Genomic DNA, 19,219 nt, shown 5'->3' on the forward strand with positions numbered 1-19,219 from the left:
TCAGCGCGCGGCAGTATCTAGGAGTTGACGCCGAGATCTCGCTTGATCTTGGTCGTCGAAACACCCTCGGTGCGGTCGAGGTAGATGACCTCGCAGTAGTCGCGCAGAATCTCGAAGCGGGGGTCGCCCTCCCAGTCGCCACCCATGACTACGGTGTCAATCTCGTACTTCTGCACGTCGCGAATCTTCTGATCCCACTCGGTCTCGGGAATCACGAGATCGACGTAGCGCACGGCCTCGAGCATATTCTTGCGAGTTTCGAAGTCGTGGTAGGTCTTCTTGCCCTTGCCCTCGTTGAACTCTTCGGTCGACGATGCGACGACGAGGTAGTCGCCGAGCGAGCGAGCACGGCGCAAGAGCCGAATGTGGCCCCAGTGCAGAAGGTCAAAGGTGCCGTAGGTGAGAATACGCTTCATCCCTCCATAGTAGAGTCACTGCCGCGCCAATGCGGTATCCAGGCTGTGAGGTTGCGGGCAGCGAGGCGCAGCCCTTTCGGGTTTGGGCGTGCGAGCGTAGGCTGTGGGTACGGGCCGGCAGTGCTGCGGCCCCGCCAGTTGAAGGAGGGCATGATGCTTTTTTCAGATGAGGTTCGAAGCCGTGACCACGATTCTGACCCCGCGCACACTCCAGGTGATGGTTGGGTAGGCGAGGGCGGCGCGTCACACCTGGGGCCGGCGACACATACCGGGTCGGCGCACGTCGACCACGATGATGATGAACCCGCAGACGACGACGGTGATACCGACACTGATGAGGATGCCTCAGCGGGCGAGTGAGCTGAGAAGCCCAGCAGGGGCGGGCGCGTAGGCTGAGCGCATGAGTGAGTATCGCCACATTGTGCGCAAGTGGGTAAAGCCCGAAGACCTCAATCAGCACGGCGCGCTCTTTGGCGGTCGGCTGTTGCAGTGGGTCGACGAAGAGGCCGCCATTATCGCGGTCGCCCAGCTGGGCCGCATCGACGTGGTGACCCGTCACATGTCGGAGCTGAACTTCGTGTCACGCGCCGACCGGGGCGACCTGCTCGAGCTCGATTACCGGGTCACCCGGTTCGGGCGCACCTCGATGACGCTGTCGTGCCACGTGGAAAACGCGGTCACGGGGGCCGCGGTGCTTACCCTCGACGAGATCGTGTTTGTCTCGGTCGATGAGGCGGGTGCCCCGGTGGCGCACGGCATCACCGAGTCCACCAGCGGCACCGAGCGGTTACGCGGGCGATAGATCGTAGGTCACCCACGGCGTCTGCTTCGCAACGCGATCGTAGACGCTGCGGGCGGCCGCGTTATCTTCGGCCGTGATCCAACGCACAAGCGCTGCGCGCTCATCGCGGGCGATCTCGGCCAGGCGCGTGATGATAGCCCCCGCGGCACCCGACCCACGTGCTGCGGGCGCGGTGAACAGGTCATCGAGGTAGAGGCCCCGCCCGCCGTCGATGGGGCGCGCAAAACTGCGAAAGTGCCCGAGCGCTACAGGGATGCCGTTCTTCAGCGCGAGTAAGCAACGGCTCTCGTGGCTCGTGTCCATCAGCCACGACCACACCGTGTCATAGACGGCCGGGTCGTGCGGCTTGTGATAGAAATCACGGTAGCCGCGGTAAAGCTCAGCCCACGTCTCACGGTCGCCGGCCTCGACTGGGCGCACCACGAGTGCGTCGCTCACGACAGACGCTCGATCTCAACGAAGACGATGGGGGAGGCCGAGGTGCGATTTTCGACCTGGTGCTCAGACCCGGCGGGCCGCGTGTAGCTCACCCCGGCCTCAAGCTCGGCGAGAATCACACCACCATCGGCCAGCACAACGTGCATGCGATCGGTGACCATCGGCACCACCACATACTCGTAGTCGTGCCGGTGCATGGGAATCACGCCCCCAGGCTGAATGGTCCACTCGGTCACCCGAAAGAATTCGTTCTCGAGCTGTACGACGCCGTTTGCTCCGGTACTCATGATCCTCCTTGATCGGTGCTGTTGAGCACAGCGTACCGGCCAGATGGAGGGGAAGAGAAGAGGCCCGTCGGCTACTTCAGCGCGGCGAGCGATTCGGCGGTGATGTCATCCTCGCTCTTCGCGAGAGTGATGTACTTGCGCAGCAGTACGAGCGACGCCGAAGACTTATCGAACTCGGCCGCCACGAAGCGATCGGCAGCAATCAACCCCAGCGCATCGCGCGCCGGCATCACGGCGCCGCGCATCAGGTGACGACGGTCACCGGGCACGACCGCGCGCAGCTCATCCATCGAGGTGAACAGGGGCAGCACGAGTTTGCCGGTGGTCGACCGGATCGTGCGAATGCGGTGCCGCTTCTTCTTCGACGGCTCACCCGTCACATCGACGACGAGGTAGCCCTCGCGCAGCGCATTCAAGAACGCCGCCAGGTGCTCGTAATCGGGCGTCGCCTGAAACGCGGTCAAGGCGGCTTGCGCCGATTCGTTCACATAATCGGGGTGAACGTCGTCGGGAATCTGCTCGGGAGTCTCTTCGGCCATGCCTCTAGCCTACGCCCGCGGTCGCGCCCGATGATCCGGATCATGATCACCCACGCCGCGAGCGGCCAGTGCCTCGCCCATCGCCTGGGCGTGGGCGACCGTGCGCAGCACGAGTGGCACGACCCGCGCCCGCAGGCTGCGGTCGAGCCCGCGTGCGCGCGCCGCCTGCTGCGTCTGCCGGGCGATCGTCACGATGCTGGGGATGGTCGAGATGGTGATCGAGAACGCGAGCGCGACCCGATCGGGGTCGACGCCGAAGCGGGCAAGCGGGCGCATGAGCCAGGCCACCGTGTCGAGCATGTCGGTCGCGGCGGTCGACGCCGTGACGGCGCTCGCGGCCAGAATCAGCGCGAGCAGATTGCCCACGATCGAGAAGCCCTGCAGTGGGCCGTGCTGCCACGCCTGAAACGCAAACAGCGGCACTCCAATGAGCAGAAAACCGCGTGCCACGCGCCATAAATCACGCCCGCGCAGCCCCGAGGCAAGCGCGAATGCGATGCCCAGCGCCAGCCACGCGGCGGTCCACCAGGGCCCCGAGGTCGTCATCACTGCGATGGCAAACAGGAACATGCCCAAGAGCTTGGCGCCCGGGCGCAGCCGATGGAGTGGCCCGCGACCGGGGCGGTAGGCGCCGAGGGGCGAGGGGGAGCTCACGCGTGAGCCCGATACCAGGCGATGGCGGCAGCGGGGGCACCGTCAAAGGCGACGCGGCCGTCGGCGATCACAACGGTGCGGTCGGCGCGGGCCGCGAGCTCAAGATCGTGCGTCACGATCACCGTTTGCTGGGGGAGGCCGATCAAAAGGTCTCCGATGCGGCGTGCATTTTTGAGGTCGAGCAGCGTGGTGGGCTCATCGGCAACCAGAATGCTCGGCTCGGTGGCGAGCACCGAGGCAATGGCGAGCAGCTGACGCTGGCCACCCGAGAGCGCGTGCACGCTGTGATCGGCGAGGTGGGCGAGCCCAAAACGGTCGAGGGCGCTCAGCGCGGCGGCGCGGCGCTCAGGCTTCTTGCGGTGCGTGCGGCGCAGCGAGAGCTCAACGTCTTCGATCACGGTGGGCATGATCATCTGCGCGGCGGGGTCGGTGAACACGAAGCCCACCGTGCGGCGCACGGCGTGACCGTCGTGGGCGGTGTCGAGCGCGGGGCTTGAGGAAGTGGGAGCGGAAGCGGGCGTGGCCGTGGCCCCGGCCGCACCGACTGCCCCGGTCGCCCCAGCTGCGCTCTCAGTGACCGGGTTCTGCGGCGTGATCGATACATGGCCAGTGGTGGGCTCAATGAGGCCGTTGATGAGGCGGGCGAGGGTGGATTTACCCGAGCCGTTGCCGCCGATGATCGAAATCTTGGGTTCGGTGAACGTGAGACTCACGGGGTGCAGAATCGTCAGGTCGCCGGTTTGGGTGGGGGCGACCACCGTTGCTTCGTGGAACTCGATCACGTTGGGAGAGCTTACTCGGTGGGGGCAGCGCCCGGGCGGGCGGTGGTTGTACGGGAAGCGGCCGGGCGGCGGCGCGAGGGCAGCAGTGCAGGGAATGCGCGGTGCACGGCGGTGGCCACGACCGCCACGAGCAGTGTCTTCAGCAGGTCGCCGGGCCAGAAGGCCAGGTCGAAGATGAAGGCGGCGCCCACCGGCATATCGGCGCGCCAGGCCAGGCCGAGCGGGCCGAGCAAGTGGATGCTCAGCACGTTTGCGATGACTCCCGCGAGAAAGATGAGCGGAACGCTCGACGCGGCCTTCCCACGGGGCAGCCGCTCGACGAGAAACCCGGTGATCCAGGCGACGAGGGGAAATGCCACGAGATAGCCCACGGTGGGGCCGGCGAACGGGGCGAGCCCGGCCGCCCCGCCGGTAAACACGGGGAGCCCGATGGCACCGACCGCAAGGTACAGCAGCACAGCGAGAAACCCGCGGGAAGCTCCGAGTACGGCACCGCACAGAATCACGGCGAAGGTCTGCAGCGTGATCGGGGCCGGGCCCAGGCTGAACCCCGGCACAATCGAGCACACCGCGATGAGCGCCGCGAACGTGGCGATCAGCGCGAGATCGGTGGCGGTGCTGCGACGGCGCGGCCGCGGGCCGGGGCGCACAGTCGCCGCGTCGATGGGCGGCTGGGAAGCTGCGTTGGCGGTCATGATCTCCCTCGGGGTGAAACGTTCGGCGCTCTACCTGAATAGTGTTCTGGTGAACGGTGTTCAGGTTAGCTGTAGAGTGAACGCATGCGCAACTCTTTGGCCGACGTCGTTGCCGCGGCCCTGCGCGTGCTTGGCGCACAGGGGCTCGAAAACTGTTCGATGCGTCGGGTGGCCGCAGAGCTCGGGGTGCAGCCGAGTGCGCTGTACCACCACGTGCCCGACAAGCAGACGCTGCTTGCACTCATGGCCGACGAGATCGTGGCCGGGGTCAACCTCGGCGCAGTCTCGGCGGGGCAGGCTGAGTCACGTATGGATGGCCCCGCGGCTGCGCGCCGCGTATGCGCCGAACTTCGGGCGGCCATGCTGGCGGTGCGCGACGGCGCCGACGTGGTGTCGACCGCATCGGCATTCAGGCTCGGTTCTTCGCTGGCCGAGGATTACCTCGCTGAACTGGTTGGCCGAGACGGGGCGCGCACGCTGCTGCTCTACACGTTTGGGCACGCGCAGGCCACCCAAATGCACCGCCACGCGGCGGCGTTCGGTGCGCTCATCGGCGGCGACCAGGTGAGTGAAACGAGCGGGGCAGATGACCTCGACGGGTCATACGTGCGCGGTCTCGACATCATTATCGCGGGCCTCGCCGTAGCCTAGGACGTCGCGATTGCATGCGATCCGGATCTGACGAGAGCGACCCGCTAGAACAGCGTGTTTTTGTCTTCCATGCCGCGCATCGCGTCGTAGTCGAGCACGAGGCAGCGAATGCCTCGATCCTCGGCCAGCGTGCGTGCCTGCGGCTTGATCTCCTGCGCCGCAAACACTCCGGTCACGGGGGCCAGCAGCGGGTCGCGGTTCATGAGTTCGAGGTAGCGGGTGAGCTGTTCGACGCCGTCGATTTCGCCGCGGCGCTTAATTTCGATTGCGATCGCGGTGCCCGAGGCATCGCGGGCAAGAATGTCGACGGGGCCGATCGCCGTCATGTACTCACGGCGTACGAGCGTGTGGCCGTCACCGACGAGGTCGATCTGCTCGGCGAGCAGCTCTTGCAGGTGCGCCTCGACGCCATCCTTCACGAGGCCGGGGTCGATGCCGAGGTCTTGTGCGTAGTCGTGAAACACCTCAAAGATTGACACGACGAGCTGGTCGGCGGTCTTTTTCTGCGTCACTTGCCAGGCCTCAACGATGCCGGCGGCGACCTGATCGTCGGTGAGCTCAAGGTCGGTGTGAGAGCACGGCGGGCTCATCCAGTTCAGCGGTTTATATGACCCGCCATCGGAGTGCACCAAGATGCTTCCGTCGTTTTTGAGCATGAGCACGCGCTTTGCCCTCGGAAGGTGGGCAGAGAGGCGCCCCGCGTAATTAACGGAGCAGTCAGCAACAACGATTCGCACTGGGTCAGTCTACCTAAGTCTTTCTAGCCCTTGAGGTCAAACACGGGGGCAATGCTGGCGTTCACGAGCGCCGGGCGGTCAGCGCGAAACGGTTCGATGGGGTGCTGCGAGCGGCCCTCGATGATGAGCTCGGCGAGAATCTCACCGAGCAAACCACAAAACTTGCCGGCGTGTGCGGCCCCCGAGCCGACGATCACGTTGGGGTGGCCCGGCATGAAATCGAGGATGAAGTCGCGATCGGGCGTCATATCGTAGGGGCAGGTTTTCGCGAGTACGACGCGGCCCGCGGCCTCGGGCAACCGCTCCGCCAAAAAGTCATGCAGCAGCGCGGTCTCTTCGGGGCGCGGTGCGGCGCTGCGGGTGTCTTGGGTGACCACGCGGCGTAGGTTCTCGCGGGCAAGCTTCACCGCGATTTCGCCGTACATCGGAAAGCCGTAGTAGAAGTCATCGCCGTGCCAGCACCAGATCGGAAAGTTCTCGACCGCGAAGGGCTTGAGGTCCTTCGGCTGCACATACACAACCTGTTCTTCGGTGACGGTCGTCTGCCAGGTCTGGCCGAGCGGCTGCAGCAGTGCATCGGTCCATGACGCGGCGCACACCACCACCTTGTCTGCCGTGAACACCTCGCCGTCGGTGATCACGCGCACGGTGCGGGTGCCGGTGCCTGTGCCGGCGCCAGCCGCTGAGCCCGCAACGCTCTCAATCGCGCGGGCCGCCGTGTGCTCGCGCACCTCGACCCCGAGGTTTTGCGCCATAGCGATGTGGGTGGCGGTGGCGCGGCGAATATCGATGAACCCCGACTCCTCCTGAAAAGTCGCCCGCACCTCGTCTTCGGCGATGTGCCACTGCGGAAACCGCTTCGCAAGCTGCGCCTTGTTGAGCGTCTCGAAGGGCACCCCGTTCGCCGCCATCACAGCGCGGTAGCGCTCGAGTGACGCGGTGCCAGGCGTCCCCTCGATCGCGATGTCGAGACCGCCCGTTTTGATGAACACCTGCTGCCCTGAGGCCGCCTCGAGCGCGGCCCAGTTGTCATACATGGGGCGGGTGAGCCGCCCGTAAATATCGTCGTGGTAGCTGTGCCGAATGATGCGGTGGTGATCGTTTGACGAGCCGTTCGCGTGCCCGAGCTCAAACTGCTCGAGCACCAGCACATCGCGCTGCCCGCCCTTGGCGAGCCAGTAGGCCGTCGCGCTGCCGATGGCTCCCGCGCCGATCACAATGGTGGAGTAGTGGGTGGGCATGCGGTCTCCTTCGGGTGCGATGCGTGGAATGCGTGTGGTGATCGGGGGTTTGTGTCAGCTCACGCAGCGGGTTGCGCCGGCGGCGCGGGCTCCTTCGCCGAGCGCGCGAGCACAAACGCGAGCGCGGCAAACGCGACGAGTGGCCAGAACGCGCTGAGCAGCCCGAAGTACTCGCCCAAAAACCCGATGAGCATCGGGCCGAGCAGCAGCGCGGTGTACGCGATCGCGGCGACGGCCGCGACATCGCGCGTCGCCGTCGCCGGGTTATCGGCGGCGGCAGAGATGCCAACAGGGAACCCGAGCGAGGCGCCCATGCCCCACAGCACCACACCCAGCACGCTCGCCCACGGGGCCGCGACGAGAATGACGATGGCGACACCGCAGAGCACGAGCACCGCACTGACGCGCAGCACGGGCACGCGGCCGAAGCGATGCAGCAGCCACGAGCCTGCGAACCGAGTCGCCGTCATCGAAACAAAGAACACGGTGAGCATCAGCGTGGCGTACTGGTTCGTCGCCCCGCGGCCATCGGCGAAGGCGAGCGGCAACCAGTCGCTCGCGGTGCCCTCGGCGAGGCTCATGCTCATCACGATGACGCCGACGGCGAGCACGCGGGGGTCGCGCCAGGGACTGCGGGTCTTGACGGGCGGGGTGGGCACGGCGGGGGTTGATCCGGATCCGGCCCCAGCATCAGCGCCTGCCGCCGTGCCCGCATCGGCGCCGGCACCCGCGTGCGTGGCCTGGCCGTGCGGCACGAAGCGCAGCGCGGTGAACACCCCGATGGTGATCAGCGCATACATGATGCCCAGGTGCACCGGCACCGCGATGCCCCCGGCCTCAGCGAGCGCGCCGATGCCCGTGGCTGCGACGCTGCCGAGGCTGAATCCGGCGTGCAGCAGCGGCATGCGGGGCTTGCCGAGCGCCTGCTCAGCACTCGCGCCGCTGACATTCATGGCGACGTCAGAGGTGCCAAACACGAAGCCAAAGATCGCGAGGCACGCGACCGCCGGGGGCACCATGCCCATCCAAAAGAACACGGTCGCGGTGGGCATCGCGAACAGCTGCACGACCACGCCGATCGCGAGGGTGCGGCGCGGGCCCAGCCACGACACCGTGTGCCCGGCGAGCACGAGGCCGAGCACCGATCCGGTCGCGAGCACGAAGCCAAACACGCTCATCTCGAGGGTGCTGGCCCCCAGATGGTCGCGCACCGCGGGAATGCGGCTGAGCCAGCTGCCAAATCCCAACCCCATGAGGGTGAAAATGGCGAGCACGCCATACGTCCAGCGCGTGGCAAATCGGCTGTGTTCGGAGGCCTGAGAGTGCACGATACTCCTGCGGTCGCGCGGCCCGGGTGAGCCGACGCTTCAGCGTACCAACGGGGCGCTCACCGGCGCATCACGCGCGCATTATGGGCGGCTCACCGGGGACCCGGATCTTCATCAGGCGCCCAGCACCAGCCAACGATCGCCGCGTGCGCGCAGCCCCAGGGTGACCGCGCGCGCCAGCATAAACACGATCGTAAAGCCCGCGGTGAGCGCAACGAGCCCGGCAGTGCCGGCGGGCGCCGCGGTCGTGAGCGCCCACAGTGCGGGGAGGTAGACGGCGAGGTTCACGAGGCTCGTCCAAGCGAGGTAGCGGGCGTCGCCCGCGCCCATCAGCACCCCGTCGAGCACGAATACGAAACCGCCGAGCGGCAGCGAAATGCCGAGTGTGAGGATCGCGGCGGGCAGCATCGCGAGCACCGCGGCGTCGTTTGTGAACACGCGCCCAATGACCGGGCTCGTCGCGGCCAGCACGACGCCGATGCCCACCCCGCAGCCCACCGCCCAAAAGATACAGCGCTTGACCACGGCCCGCGCACGGGCCTCGTCGCGCGAGCCGTGCGCCTCACCCACGAGCGCCTGCGCGGCAATCGCGAGCGCATCGAGGGCGAAGGCCGCGGTCGAGAAAATTGTGAAGACCACCTGGTACCCGGCGGTCGCTGCGGTGCCATGGCTCGTCGCCGCGAACAGGGTGGCGAGCAGCGCGGCCCGCAACCCGATCGTGCGAATAAACAGCCAGCCGCCGCTGCGACCGGCATGCCCCAACCCGTCACGATGGGGCAGCGGGCCAACACCCGCGCGCTTCGCATGCCGCGCAATCACCGCGAGATACACGGCCACCATGCCCCACTGGGCGATCACGGTGCCCCACGCGCTGCCGGCGACGCCCCACCCCAGTACATAGATAAAGACCCAGTTCAGCACGACATTTGCGGCAAAAGCGATCGTCGCGACGATGAGCGGGGTGCGCGTATCCATCAGGCCGCGCAGCAGCCCGCTCGCCGCAAACACCAGCAGCATCGCGGGCACGCCAAGGCATGAAATCGCCAGGTAGGTGCGGGCGTGCACCGCGGTCGCGGCATCGAGGTCGAACGCCGCGACGAGGGGATCGGTGAGCGCCCACAGCAGCCCGCCCACCACGATGCCGATGCCGAGCGCGAGCCACAGCCCGTCGATGCCCGCCTGCACCGCCCCCGTGAGGTCGCCCGCGCCGCGTCGCCGCGCCACCAGCGGGGTCGTCGAGTACGCCAGAAACACCATCAGCCCGACCGCGGTCTGCAAAATCGCGCCGGCGACCGCAAGACCCGCAAGCGGCGAAGCACCTAGGTGGCCGATCATTGCCGAGTCGGCGATCAGAAACAGGGGCTCGGCGATCAGTGCACCCAGCGCGGGGAACGCGAGTGCGCCGATCGCGCGGTCGATGCGGCGGTGCCCGGTGGCAGAAGAGCTCATGACTCACAGAATAGGTGGTGGGGCAGACATTGGCGCGTGTACTCCATCCGCTGCGCTCGAACCGCTGTGCCAGAACCGCTGTGCCTGCGGCGAACTCCTCACACCTCAACCCAGGGCTGATCGATAGGCTGGGGGCATGAGCAACGCAGCGCACGCTTCAGGCATCGACCTCGCAGAACTCGACCCCGAGACCCGCCCGCAAGACGATCTCTATCGTCACGTCAACGGGCGTTGGATGGATCGTACCGAGATTCCATCAGACAAGGCCCGCTACGGCTCATTCGCCGTGCTCGCCGAAAACGCTGAGGCCGCGGTGCGCGACATCATCACCGGCACCCCGGCACCCGCCGCGGGCGAGGGCGCACAGACCCAGGCCGATAAGGTCGCGGCCCTCTACGCCAGCTTTATGGACACCGAGCTGGCTGACACGTTGGGAGCCGCGCCCATCGCCGGCGTACTCAACCGCGTCAGCAAGATCGCCTCGATCCCCGAGCTGATCACCGTGGTCGGTGACCTCGAGCGCCAGGGCCTCGGCGGCTTCTACGGCATGTACATCGACAACGATCCGGGCGACCCCGCCCGCTACATCGTGTTCGTGATGCAGGGCGGCCTCGGCCTGCCCGACGAGTCCTACTACCGCGAAGACCAGTTCGCCGAGATTCGCGAGCAGTACCAGGCACACATCGCGCGCATGCTCGAACTGGCCGGCGCCACCGAGCCCGACACCACCGACGCCTGCGAGACGCCCGGCGAAACCCCGTCAGAGCACGTCGCGGGCCTCGCCTACGGCCTCGAGCAGCGCATCGCCGCCACCCACTGGGACAAGGTCGCCAGCCGCGACATCCAGAAGATGTACAACCTGCGCAGCTTCGCCGAGCTCGCCGAGCTCACCCCGCAGCTCGACTGGACGGCCTACCTCGCCGCGATGGGCGCCCCCGAGAGCGCGCTTGCCGAGGTCGTCGCCGCACAGCCCGACGCCATCTCGGGCCTCGCCGCCCTGCTCGTCGAAGACGAACTTGAAGCCTGGAAGGCCTGGCTGACCTGGGCCGTTGTGCGCGGCTCGGCTTCGCTGCTGTCGCAGGAGCTCTCGCTCGCCAACTTCGAGTTCTACGGCACCGCCCTCACCGGTGCCCCTGAGCAGCGCGACCGCTGGCGCCGCGGCGTCTCATTCGTCGAGGGTTCGATGGGCGAGGCCGTCGGCCAGCTCTACGTCGAACGCCACTTTGATGAGAACGCCAAGGGCGCCATGGACGAGCTCGTCGGCCACCTCATTGAGGCCTACCGCGACTCGATCACCGGCCTCGCCTGGATGAGCCCCGAGACCCGCGAACGCGCCCTCGAGAAGCTCAACAAGTTCACCCCCAAGATCGGCTACCCCGTGAAGTGGCGCGACTACTCGGCGCTCGCCGTCGACTCGGGCGACCTGTTTGGCAACTCACGCCGCGTCTCTGAGTACGAGTTCGCCCGTGAGCTGGCCAAGATCGGCAAGCCCATCGACCGCGATGAGTGGTTCATGACCCCGCAGACGGTCAACGCGTACTACAACCCGGGCTTCAATGAGATCGTGTTCCCCGCTGCGATCCTGCAGCCCCCGTTCTTCGACGTGACGTGGGATGCCGCGACCAACTTTGGCGCGATCGGCGCTGTTATCGGCCACGAGATCGGCCACGGCTTCGACGACCAGGGCTCGCGCTACGACGGCGACGGCAAGCTCGTTGACTGGTGGACTGAGGCCGACCGCACCGCGTTCGAGAAGCTCACCGGTGCCCTCATCGAGCAGTACAACGCACTGTCACCCGAGGGGGCCGACGGCCAGCTGGTCAACGGCGAGCTCACCATCGGTGAGAACATCGGCGACCTCTCGGGTCTCGAGATCGCGTGGAAGGCGTACCTGCGCTCGCTGGGCGGCGCCGAATCACCCGTGATCGACGGGCTCACCGGTGCCGAGCGCTTCTTCCTTGCCTGGTCACAGGCCTGGCAGCAGAAGTCGCGCCCCGAAGAGACGAAGCGCCTGCTGGCGATCGACCCGCACTCGCCCAATGAGTTTCGGTGCAACCAGATCGTAAAGAACCTCGCGGCCTTCCACGAGGCCTTCGCGACGAAGCCCGGCGATGCGCTGTGGCTCGACGAGGCCGAGCGCGTCTCGATCTGGTAGCGCTGGGTTCATGACCGCCGCCCCTGTCAGCGCCCCATTTAACGGGGAGCTGACAGGGGCGGCGGTGTGTTTGTGCCCCGGATTTGGGCGGGTCCTGCGGCAGCGGCCCTTAAGCGCTAGGCGCCTGGCCGGTGTAGAACCCAAAGGTCGCATCGGCCGAGCGCTGCGCCTGCTCGATCGAGGCACCCGCGGCCACGTGGGCCACGGCCCAGTGATCGGCAGCGCCCCGGTAGAAGCTCTGCCCCTCAGCGGTCGTGGCCCACGCCTCGGCCTCTGCGGGGGAGAGGCTGCCCGCCACGGCGCCCAGGTGCAAGGAAAGCCCGAGCAGGCCGCCGTCCCAGCCGACCCCCGTCGCGCCCGGGCCAAACGTCTCCCACATATCTGCGGGAACGTCTGCGGCGAGGGCCGCGTGCTCGAGCTCGAAACGGGTTTGAGCCGGGCCCTGAGAGGAAAGGCGCACCGTCAGCCAGGTGGCGCCGCCACCCATCTCCCACGTCACGCGATACCCGGCGGTGCGGGCCGCGGGCGCTGAGGTCTCGGTCTCACTCGTGTCAGCTGATTCACCGCTCTCGCCAGAGTCGGCCACGGGTGGGTGGCACTCGAGCACCTCGCCGCCAGCGTTGCCCGCGAACTGGTAGCGCCCACCGAGCGAGAGGTCACCCGTGAGCGGCAGAAACCAGGCGGCGATGCGGTCTGCGCGGCTCACCGCAGCCCACACCTCATCGAGCGATGTCGGCAGCGACTGCGTGAGCGTTTGCACGTTGAGGGGTGCGCCGTCGAGCTCGGTGAAACGCAGGCTGCGGGTTACTGAATTGAGCTGCTGAGAAACTTCAATGGGGGTCGTCACGCCTCCATGCTCGCGAGTGCTGCCGTCGGCGTCAACACAAAAACAGTGAGAGCCCTGCGATACGCAGAAATATCTCAGGCCCCCTGCGCGTTGCTCCTCATAACAACCGCGCGTGCGGTGGGGCGAGCGATTCGGGCTTTCAGAAAACGAATGGCTCACATTGACATAATTGAAGTATGAGCGCGACGAAGGACACCGACTTGAGTACTGCAATCTCCGCGCACGATGACTGGCGCACGAACCGGCACACCTCGCTGACCGGTCCCACCGGCAACCTCAGCCTGACCCTCACCCGGTGGTTCCCCACCGGCACCACCGAGGCTGAAGCTGCGGCCGAGGTGTCGGCCGCGCGCGCAGACGCCGCCGACGGTGTCACCGTGACCGAGCTGTCGCGCCGCAACATCAACACCGATGCGCCCGAGTTTGGGCTGCGCGTGTGGGACGCGAACTCTGCTGCGATTCAGGCGTTCACGGGCGTGGACGCCTTCGACTACAACCCCGACTGGGTCGTTGACGCGCAGTTCACCCCCGTGAGCTCAGACCGCACCGTGCCCTTCGAACACATTCGCGACGCCGGCGGCACCCGCAACCTCGTGGTGCCCGGCGACATCACGTTCGAGCGCGATGGCCAAACCTTTACGCTCGCCGCGTTTGACGACGATGGCACGCTGCTGCTCGTCTTCGGTGATCCCACCAACCGGGCCACCGATGACACACAGACCTATGGTGCGGGCCGGTTCTTGTTCGTCGAGTTCGTTGAGGGTGAGACGAACCACGCTGCTGGCGGTGCGGTGCGCCTCGATTTCAACCGCGCCTTCGTGCCGCCGTGTGGCTTCTCGGTGCAGTACAACTGCCCGATGCCGCCCGCACAGAACCGGCTGCCGTGGGCCGTGCACGCCGGCGAGAAGCTGCCCCGCTTCTCAGATGGCTTCGACATCTACGCGTAACCGCAGCTTCAAGGTGTTTGATGGCCACAAATCGTGGTTTTCGGCCCCGATAACAACGATTTGTGGCCACCAAACCCTCCCGAACCCCCTCAAACTTCTCTCCCACACAAAGGAACCCCTCATGCCTTCCCTGAAGAAGCACTTCTTCACCGCAGCGGGCGTCATCGCCGTCTCGGCGATCGCGCTCACCGGTTGCGCAGGATCGAGCGGAGGCAGCGGCGCGACCGGCGCCGACGCCACGATCAACATCGGCTCACTGTACGAGCCGGTCAACCTGAGTAACACCGCGGGCGGCGGCCAGGGTGTCACCGAGGCCCTCACCGGCAACGTGTACGAGAGCCTGTCAAAGCTGAACGACGACGGCACGATCTCGCCGATGCTCGCCACCGATCACGAGGTGAGCGAAGACGGCCTCACCTACACGTACAAGCTGCGCGAAGACGTGTCGTTCCAGTCGGGCAAGCAGCTCACCTCTGCAGACGTGAAGGCCAGCATTGAGGCCGTGCTCGCCCCCGATTCGCAGTCGGCACGCAAGGGCAGCCTCGAGGTCATCACCGGCATCGAAACCCCCGACGACTACACGGTCGTGCTGACGCTGAGCCAGCCGTCGATCTCGCTGCACTACCTGCTGTCGTACATCTGGATCGTCAACGCCGATGCCACCGACATCGAGAAGGAAGCCGACGGCACCGGCCCCTACACGCTCGGTCAGTGGAAGCGCGGCTCGACGCTCACGCTCGAGCGCTGGGATGACTACTGGGGTGAGCCCGCCTCAAACAAGCAGGTCGTGTTCAACTACTTCACCGACGCTACCGCCGAAGACACGGCGCTGAGCAGCGGCCGCGTCGACCTCATCACGAGCGTGCAGAACCCCGATTCGCTCGCGCAGTTTGAGTCGGGCGACAAGTTCACCATCAGCGAGGGGCAGTCGACCACGAAGGAGCTGCTCGCGTTCAATGACCGCGTCGCTCCCTTCGACGACGCCAAGGTGCGCCAGGCCGTGTACTCGGCGGTTGATCGCGAGAAGCTGCTGAACGCTATCTGGGGCGACTACGGCACCCTGATCGGTTCGATGGTGCCGCCGAGCGACCCCTGGTACGAGGATCTCAACGACCTCAACCCCTACGACGTTGACCGCTCGAAGAAGCTGCTCGCTGAAGCCGGCCTTGAAGACGGCTTCTCGTTCACGCTCGACACCCCGAGCTACGACCCGCACCCGGCGGTCGCCGAGCTGCTGCAGTCAGAGCTCAAAAAGGTGGGCATCGAGGTCAAGATCAACACGATCAGCGCCGACGAGTGGTACACCAAGGTGTTCAAGGAGCGCGACTTCGAGGCGACGCTGCAAGAGCACGTCAACGACCGCGACGTCGTTTGGTACGGCAACCCCGACTTCTACTGGGGCTACGACAACGCCGAGGTCACCGAGTGGGTCTCGCGCGCCGAGCAGGCCCCCACCGAGGCCGAGCAGACCGAGCTGTTGAAGAAGGCCAACAAGCAGATCGCCACCGATGCGGCAAGCGTGTGGCTCTACCTGTACCCGCAGATTGTGGTCGCCTCGACCGATGTTGAGGGATACCCGATCAACGGCCTGAACTCGCAGTTCTTCGCTTACGATATCGTCAAGAACTAATTGAATTCAGCCCTGTGCCGCGCACCCCGATAACGGGGTGCGCGGCATCTGGCTGCCAGGAAGGACACCCGATGCTCGGATACGTGCTGCGACGTGGCGCGCTCCTGCTCGGATCATTCGCAATTGCGATGGTGCTGATCTTTGTGCTGCTGCGGCTGTTGCCCGGCGACCCCGCGAACGCGCTGCTGTCGGTGGGCGCGACCGATGAACAGATCGCGGCCGCGCAGGCGCAGGTGGGCTCTGACCAGCCACTGATCATGCAGTTTGGGGCCTGGGCCGCACAGATTCTGCGGTTCGACCTGGGCGAATCGGTGATCACCGGCGCCGCAATCGGCCCCGATGTGGCCGCGAGACTGCAGGTCACGCTGCCGCTCACCCTGATGGCGTTTGTGATCGCCGTCGTGGTCGCCCTCGTGGCCGGTGTGACGAGCGCCGTGCGCGCCGACAAATGGTACGGCGTCGCCCTCTCGGGGGTCGCGCAGCTGGGCATCGCGGTGCCCGTGTTTTGGATCGGCATGATCCTCGTGTGGGTATTTGGGTTGCTGCTGGGCTGGTTTCCCACCGGCGGGTTTCCGACCGACGACTGGGCGTACCCGAGCGACGCGATCTCGTCGCTCGCGCTGCCCGCGATCGCTATTGCGATCGTGATGGGGGCCTCCCTCACGCGGTATGTGCGCTCGGCCACGCTCGATGTGCTCGGCAGCGACTACCTGCGCACCGCCCGCGCCCACGGCTCGGGCTTTGGCGAGGCGCTGTGGCGTCATGGGCTGCGCAACGGTGCGGTGCCCGTGATCTCGGTGCTTGGCATTGAACTTGCGTCGACGCTGCTGGGCGCCGTGGTGGTGGAGAGCGTGTTTGCGCTGCCCGGCCTCGGCAGCTACCTCGTCGACGGCATCGCGAAGCACGACTTCGCCGCTATCCAGGGAGTGCTTGTGGTCACCACACTGATGGTGCTGCTCGTCGGCTTTGCCGCCGATATTGCGCAGCGCATCGTCGACCCGCGGCTGCGGGCCCAGACGAAGGCCAGCGCATGACCGCCCCGATCACCGGCGCCACCGAGCTGCCCGGTGGAGCTGGGGGAGCCGGGGGATCCGGATCAAAGAACGCAACTCAGCCCGCAACCACGAACGCACCCCAGCGCCGCCCGCGCTTGAGCGCCACCCTGTGGGTCGGCGCCGCGATGGTCGCGCTGATCGTTGTGATCGCGCTCGTGTCGCTCGTGTGGCTGCCGTACCCGCTCGATGACACCACCGGTGGCCGGCTCGAGGGCCCGAACGCGCAGCACCTGCTCGGCACCGACAAGCTCGGCCGCGACCTCGTCAGCCAGCTGATGGTGGGCGCGCGCATCGCGCTGATGGTGGGCGCCGGGTCAGTCGTGATCGCGGCCGTCATCGGTGTCACCGTGGGCATCATTGCCGCGCTCGCCACCTCGTGGGTCGACGACGCGATCTCGGCGTTCATCGACGTCGCCATCGCGTTCCCGGTGTTGCTCACCGCGATGCTGATCGTGGCGCTGCAGCCGCCGTCGCTGGGGTCTGCGATCGTCGCGATCGGACTCGCGATGTCGGCCGTGGTCGCCCGCATCGCCCGCATTCTCGCGAAAACGACCGCGTCGGCGCAGTTCGTCACCGCGGCCCGCACGAGCGGCACGGGCACCTGGGGCATCGTGCGCCGGCACCTGCTGCCGAACATGGCGCCCACGCTGTACGTCACGTTTGCGCTGCAGTTTGGCGCGGCCGTGCTCGCCGAGGCGAGCCTGTCGTATCTGGGGCTCGGCGCCCCGCCGCCAAACGCGTCGTGGGGCCGGTTGTTGCAGGAGGCCCAGGGCACCGTGCTCACCGCGCCCGCTGGAGCCATCGCGCCCGGCCTCGCTCTCGTCGTGCTGGTGCTCGGCGTGAATTTTGTCGCCGATGGCCTGCGTGACGTCGCCGATCCCACGAGACGAAAGAAGAGCAAGGTATGAGCGCCCAGGCATCCGAACTGCTGCGCGTGAGCGACCTCACGGTGCACGCGGGCGACACCCCCCTCGTGGCCAGCATGTCGTTCTCGGTCGCGCCCGGTGAGCGGGTGGGGCTGATTGGCGAATCCGGATCAGGGAAATCCCTCACCTCCCTCGCCCTCACCGCCCTGCTTCCGGCCGGCCTCACGGCCGCGGGATCGGTGCGGTTGACCGGGGTGGAGACCGTGGGCGCGAGCGAGGCCGCGCTGAAGCCGCTGCGCGGCGCGGTCGCCGCCATGGTGTTTCAGGAGCCGCTCACCGCGCTCGACCCGCTGATGCGGGTGGGCAAGCAGATCGCCGAACCCATGCGCCGTCACCTCGGGCTGCGCGGCGCTGCCCTCGAGGCCGCCGTCACGGCGGCGCTCGCCGAGGTCAGCCTGTCGGAGTCGCGGCTCGCACGCGCGTTTCCCCACGAGCTCTCGGGCGGGCAGCGGCAGCGCGTCGCCATCGCGATCGCCCTCGCGGCGCAGCCGCAGCTACTCGTCGCCGATGAACCGACGACCGCGCTCGACGTCACCGTGCAGGCCGAGGTGCTCGCACTGCTCGGCCGGCTCGTGGTGGAGCGCGGCATGGGGCTGCTATTTGTGAGCCACGACCTCGCCGTCGTCTCGCGCATGACCGACCGCGTGCTGGTGCTGCAGCACGGGCGCACCGTTGAGGAGGGCGCCGTGCTCGATCTGCTGCGCGCCCCGCAGCACCCCTACACGGCGCAGCTCGTGGCACACGCCCGCGCGCTCGACACAGCGCTCGACGGTGCTGGTGCTGGCGCTGATGCTGGCAATGCCGGGCTTGGCGCTGAGGCCGATTCACGCAGTGCGGGAGCCCCTCGCGCAGAAGGCGGTGCACAGTGACGCTTCTGGAAGCCCGCGACGTCGACTTTTCATACGGCAAGCGGCTCACCCTCGAGGGCATCAACCTCGCGGTTGCCGCCGGCGACTCGGTGGGCATTGTGGGGGAGTCGGGGGCAGGTAAATCGACCCTGCTATCGCTGCTCTTGGGGCTTGCCGCCCCGAGTCGCGGCGAGATCTTGTTCGAGGGTGCCCCTCTGCAGCTGCGCAACCGCGCCCTCATGCGCAAGTTTCGTGGCTCGGTGCAGGCGGTCTTCCAAGACCCCTACTCGTCGCTCGACCCGCGCCAGCGCATCGACCGCATCGTCGCCGAGCCCCTGGAATCGTTGGGGCTCGCGCGCGGCGCTGAGGCGCGCACCCGGGTGCTCGCGGCGCTCGAATCGGTGGGGCTCCCCAGCGATGCTGCGACCCGATACCCGCACGAATTCTCGGGCGGCCAGCGCCAGCGCATCGCCATCGCTCGCGCCACGGTGGTGGCGCCACGCGTGCTCATCGCCGATGAACCGGTCAGCGCGCTCGACGTCAGCACTCGCACCCAGGTCATTGAGCTCGTCAACGAGCTGCGCGCCAGCCACGGGCTCGCGCTCGTGATGGTGTCGCACGACCTCGGCACCGTCGCGGCCACCTGTGATCGCACCGCGGTGCTCGAGCGCGGCCGCCTCGTCGAGGTCGGCCCCACAAGCGAGATTCTGGTGTCACCGCGCGAGGCCTACACGCAGCGCCTCATCTCGGCGATTCCGCGGCTGCCGGCGTAACCAGACCTCAGCCGGCGAA

22 protein-coding genes are annotated in these 19,219 nt (G+C 67.1%); 10 read left to right on the forward strand and 12 right to left on the reverse strand.

The features are described 5' to 3' along the window. Positions 1-17: 17 nt before the first annotated feature. Entirely contained in the window at positions 18-416 is a 399-nt protein-coding gene (tagD, locus tag JOF28_RS09260) for a glycerol-3-phosphate cytidylyltransferase (protein WP_209705498.1), read from the reverse strand. A 150-nt stretch (positions 417-566) separates the two neighbouring features. Here tagD and JOF28_RS09265 point away from each other — a divergent pair, with 150 nt between their 5' ends. Together JOF28_RS09265 and JOF28_RS09270 are read left to right on the forward strand one after the other, a co-directional pair. Beyond that, positions 567-776: a hypothetical protein gene (locus JOF28_RS09265; RefSeq protein ID WP_209705499.1), complete on the forward strand. Its 210-nt coding sequence runs from the start codon at positions 567-569 to the stop codon at positions 774-776. Between the two features lie 40 nt (positions 777-816). Then, positions 817-1,218: an acyl-CoA thioesterase gene (locus tag JOF28_RS09270; protein ID WP_209705500.1), complete on the forward strand. Its 402-nt coding sequence runs from the start codon at positions 817-819 to the stop codon at positions 1,216-1,218. Here JOF28_RS09270 and JOF28_RS09275 read toward each other — a convergent pair. From JOF28_RS09275 to JOF28_RS09300, 6 genes are all read right to left on the reverse strand, one after another. After that, complete coding sequence (locus JOF28_RS09275) at positions 1,204-1,656, reverse strand: GNAT family N-acetyltransferase (RefSeq protein WP_209705501.1); 453 nt, start codon at positions 1,654-1,656, stop codon at positions 1,204-1,206. The genes JOF28_RS09270 and JOF28_RS09275 overlap by 15 nt on opposite strands. Then, positions 1,653-1,943 (reverse strand): cupin domain-containing protein, encoded by a 291-nt coding sequence (locus JOF28_RS09280; RefSeq protein WP_209705502.1) that lies wholly within the window; start codon positions 1,941-1,943, stop codon positions 1,653-1,655. Before JOF28_RS09280 ends, JOF28_RS09275 begins: the two co-directional genes overlap by 4 nt. A 71-nt stretch (positions 1,944-2,014) precedes the next feature. Beyond that, a complete protein-coding gene (locus JOF28_RS09285) occupies positions 2,015-2,482 on the reverse strand; it encodes an SseB family protein (protein WP_209705503.1) in 468 nt (155 codons plus the stop codon). A gap of 9 nt (positions 2,483-2,491) precedes the next feature. Further along, a complete protein-coding gene (locus JOF28_RS09290) occupies positions 2,492-3,136 on the reverse strand; it encodes an energy-coupling factor transporter transmembrane component T family protein (RefSeq protein WP_209705504.1) in 645 nt (214 codons plus the stop codon). Continuing rightward, a complete protein-coding gene (locus JOF28_RS09295) occupies positions 3,133-3,918 on the reverse strand; it encodes an energy-coupling factor ABC transporter ATP-binding protein (protein WP_209705505.1) in 786 nt (261 codons plus the stop codon). Before JOF28_RS09295 ends, JOF28_RS09290 begins: the two co-directional genes overlap by 4 nt. A gap of 11 nt (positions 3,919-3,929) precedes the next feature. Further along, on the reverse strand, positions 3,930-4,613 hold the full coding sequence (locus JOF28_RS09300; RefSeq protein ID WP_209705506.1) for a biotin transporter BioY: 684 nt from the start codon (positions 4,611-4,613) through the stop codon (positions 3,930-3,932). Between the two features lie 84 nt (positions 4,614-4,697). Between JOF28_RS09300 and JOF28_RS09305 the strand changes: the two genes are divergently transcribed. Next, entirely contained in the window at positions 4,698-5,264 is a 567-nt protein-coding gene (locus JOF28_RS09305; RefSeq protein ID WP_209705507.1) for a TetR/AcrR family transcriptional regulator, read from the forward strand. Positions 5,265-5,308: 44 nt separating this feature from the next. Here the strand turns inward: JOF28_RS09305 and nucS are convergent, their stop codons facing one another. The 4 genes from nucS to JOF28_RS09325 form a co-directional block, all read right to left on the reverse strand. After that, positions 5,309-6,001 carry an endonuclease NucS gene (nucS, locus tag JOF28_RS09310; RefSeq protein ID WP_209705508.1) on the reverse strand — a complete coding sequence of 231 codons (693 nt, stop codon included), beginning with the start codon at positions 5,999-6,001 and terminating at the stop codon, positions 5,309-5,311. Between the two features lie 23 nt (positions 6,002-6,024). Continuing rightward, a complete protein-coding gene (gene solA / locus JOF28_RS09315; RefSeq protein WP_209705509.1) occupies positions 6,025-7,242 on the reverse strand; it encodes an N-methyl-L-tryptophan oxidase in 1,218 nt (405 codons plus the stop codon). Between the two features lie 59 nt (positions 7,243-7,301). Continuing rightward, on the reverse strand, positions 7,302-8,570 hold the full coding sequence (locus tag JOF28_RS14825; protein ID WP_342452136.1) for an MFS transporter: 1,269 nt from the start codon (positions 8,568-8,570) through the stop codon (positions 7,302-7,304). A 114-nt stretch (positions 8,571-8,684) separates the two neighbouring features. Next, positions 8,685-10,019, reverse strand: a complete 1,335-nt coding sequence (locus JOF28_RS09325; protein ID WP_209705510.1) for an MATE family efflux transporter — start codon at positions 10,017-10,019, stop codon at positions 8,685-8,687. A gap of 136 nt (positions 10,020-10,155) precedes the next feature. Here JOF28_RS09325 and JOF28_RS09330 point away from each other — a divergent pair, with 136 nt between their 5' ends. Beyond that, positions 10,156-12,174 carry a M13 family metallopeptidase gene (locus JOF28_RS09330; RefSeq protein WP_209705511.1) on the forward strand — a complete coding sequence of 673 codons (2,019 nt, stop codon included), beginning with the start codon at positions 10,156-10,158 and terminating at the stop codon, positions 12,172-12,174. Positions 12,175-12,283: 109 nt separating this feature from the next. On the opposite strand, the gene JOF28_RS09335 is transcribed toward JOF28_RS09330, so the two are convergent. Beyond that, a complete protein-coding gene (locus JOF28_RS09335) occupies positions 12,284-13,021 on the reverse strand; it encodes an SRPBCC domain-containing protein (protein ID WP_342452137.1) in 738 nt (245 codons plus the stop codon). 176 nt (positions 13,022-13,197) lie between these two features. On the opposite strand from JOF28_RS09335, the gene JOF28_RS09340 reads away from it, so the two are divergent. The 6 genes from JOF28_RS09340 (at position 13,198) to JOF28_RS09365 (ending at position 19,200) form a co-directional block, all read left to right on the forward strand. Next, the gene (locus JOF28_RS09340) at positions 13,198-13,968 is read left to right on the forward strand and encodes a DUF1684 domain-containing protein (RefSeq protein WP_209705512.1); all 771 of its coding nucleotides are present in this window, start codon (positions 13,198-13,200) and stop codon (positions 13,966-13,968) included. 121 nt (positions 13,969-14,089) lie between these two features. Then, positions 14,090-15,598 carry an ABC transporter substrate-binding protein gene (locus JOF28_RS09345; protein ID WP_209705513.1) on the forward strand — a complete coding sequence of 503 codons (1,509 nt, stop codon included), beginning with the start codon at positions 14,090-14,092 and terminating at the stop codon, positions 15,596-15,598. A 71-nt stretch (positions 15,599-15,669) separates the two neighbouring features. Further along, complete coding sequence (locus JOF28_RS09350; RefSeq protein WP_209705514.1) at positions 15,670-16,632, forward strand: ABC transporter permease; 963 nt, start codon at positions 15,670-15,672, stop codon at positions 16,630-16,632. Continuing rightward, on the forward strand, positions 16,629-17,561 hold the full coding sequence (locus tag JOF28_RS09355; protein WP_209705515.1) for an ABC transporter permease: 933 nt from the start codon (positions 16,629-16,631) through the stop codon (positions 17,559-17,561). Before JOF28_RS09350 ends, JOF28_RS09355 begins: the two co-directional genes overlap by 4 nt. Then, on the forward strand, positions 17,558-18,448 hold the full coding sequence (locus JOF28_RS09360; RefSeq protein WP_209705516.1) for an ATP-binding cassette domain-containing protein: 891 nt from the start codon (positions 17,558-17,560) through the stop codon (positions 18,446-18,448). The genes JOF28_RS09355 and JOF28_RS09360 overlap by 4 nt, the downstream gene beginning before the upstream one ends. Continuing rightward, the gene (locus JOF28_RS09365; RefSeq protein WP_209705517.1) at positions 18,445-19,200 is read left to right on the forward strand and encodes an ABC transporter ATP-binding protein; all 756 of its coding nucleotides are present in this window, start codon (positions 18,445-18,447) and stop codon (positions 19,198-19,200) included. Before JOF28_RS09360 ends, JOF28_RS09365 begins: the two co-directional genes overlap by 4 nt. Positions 19,201-19,219 lie beyond the last annotated feature (19 nt).

Origin of the sequence: Leucobacter exalbidus, from assembly GCF_017834145.1 — a bacterium.
Classification (GTDB): domain Bacteria; phylum Actinomycetota; class Actinomycetes; order Actinomycetales; family Microbacteriaceae; genus Leucobacter; species Leucobacter exalbidus.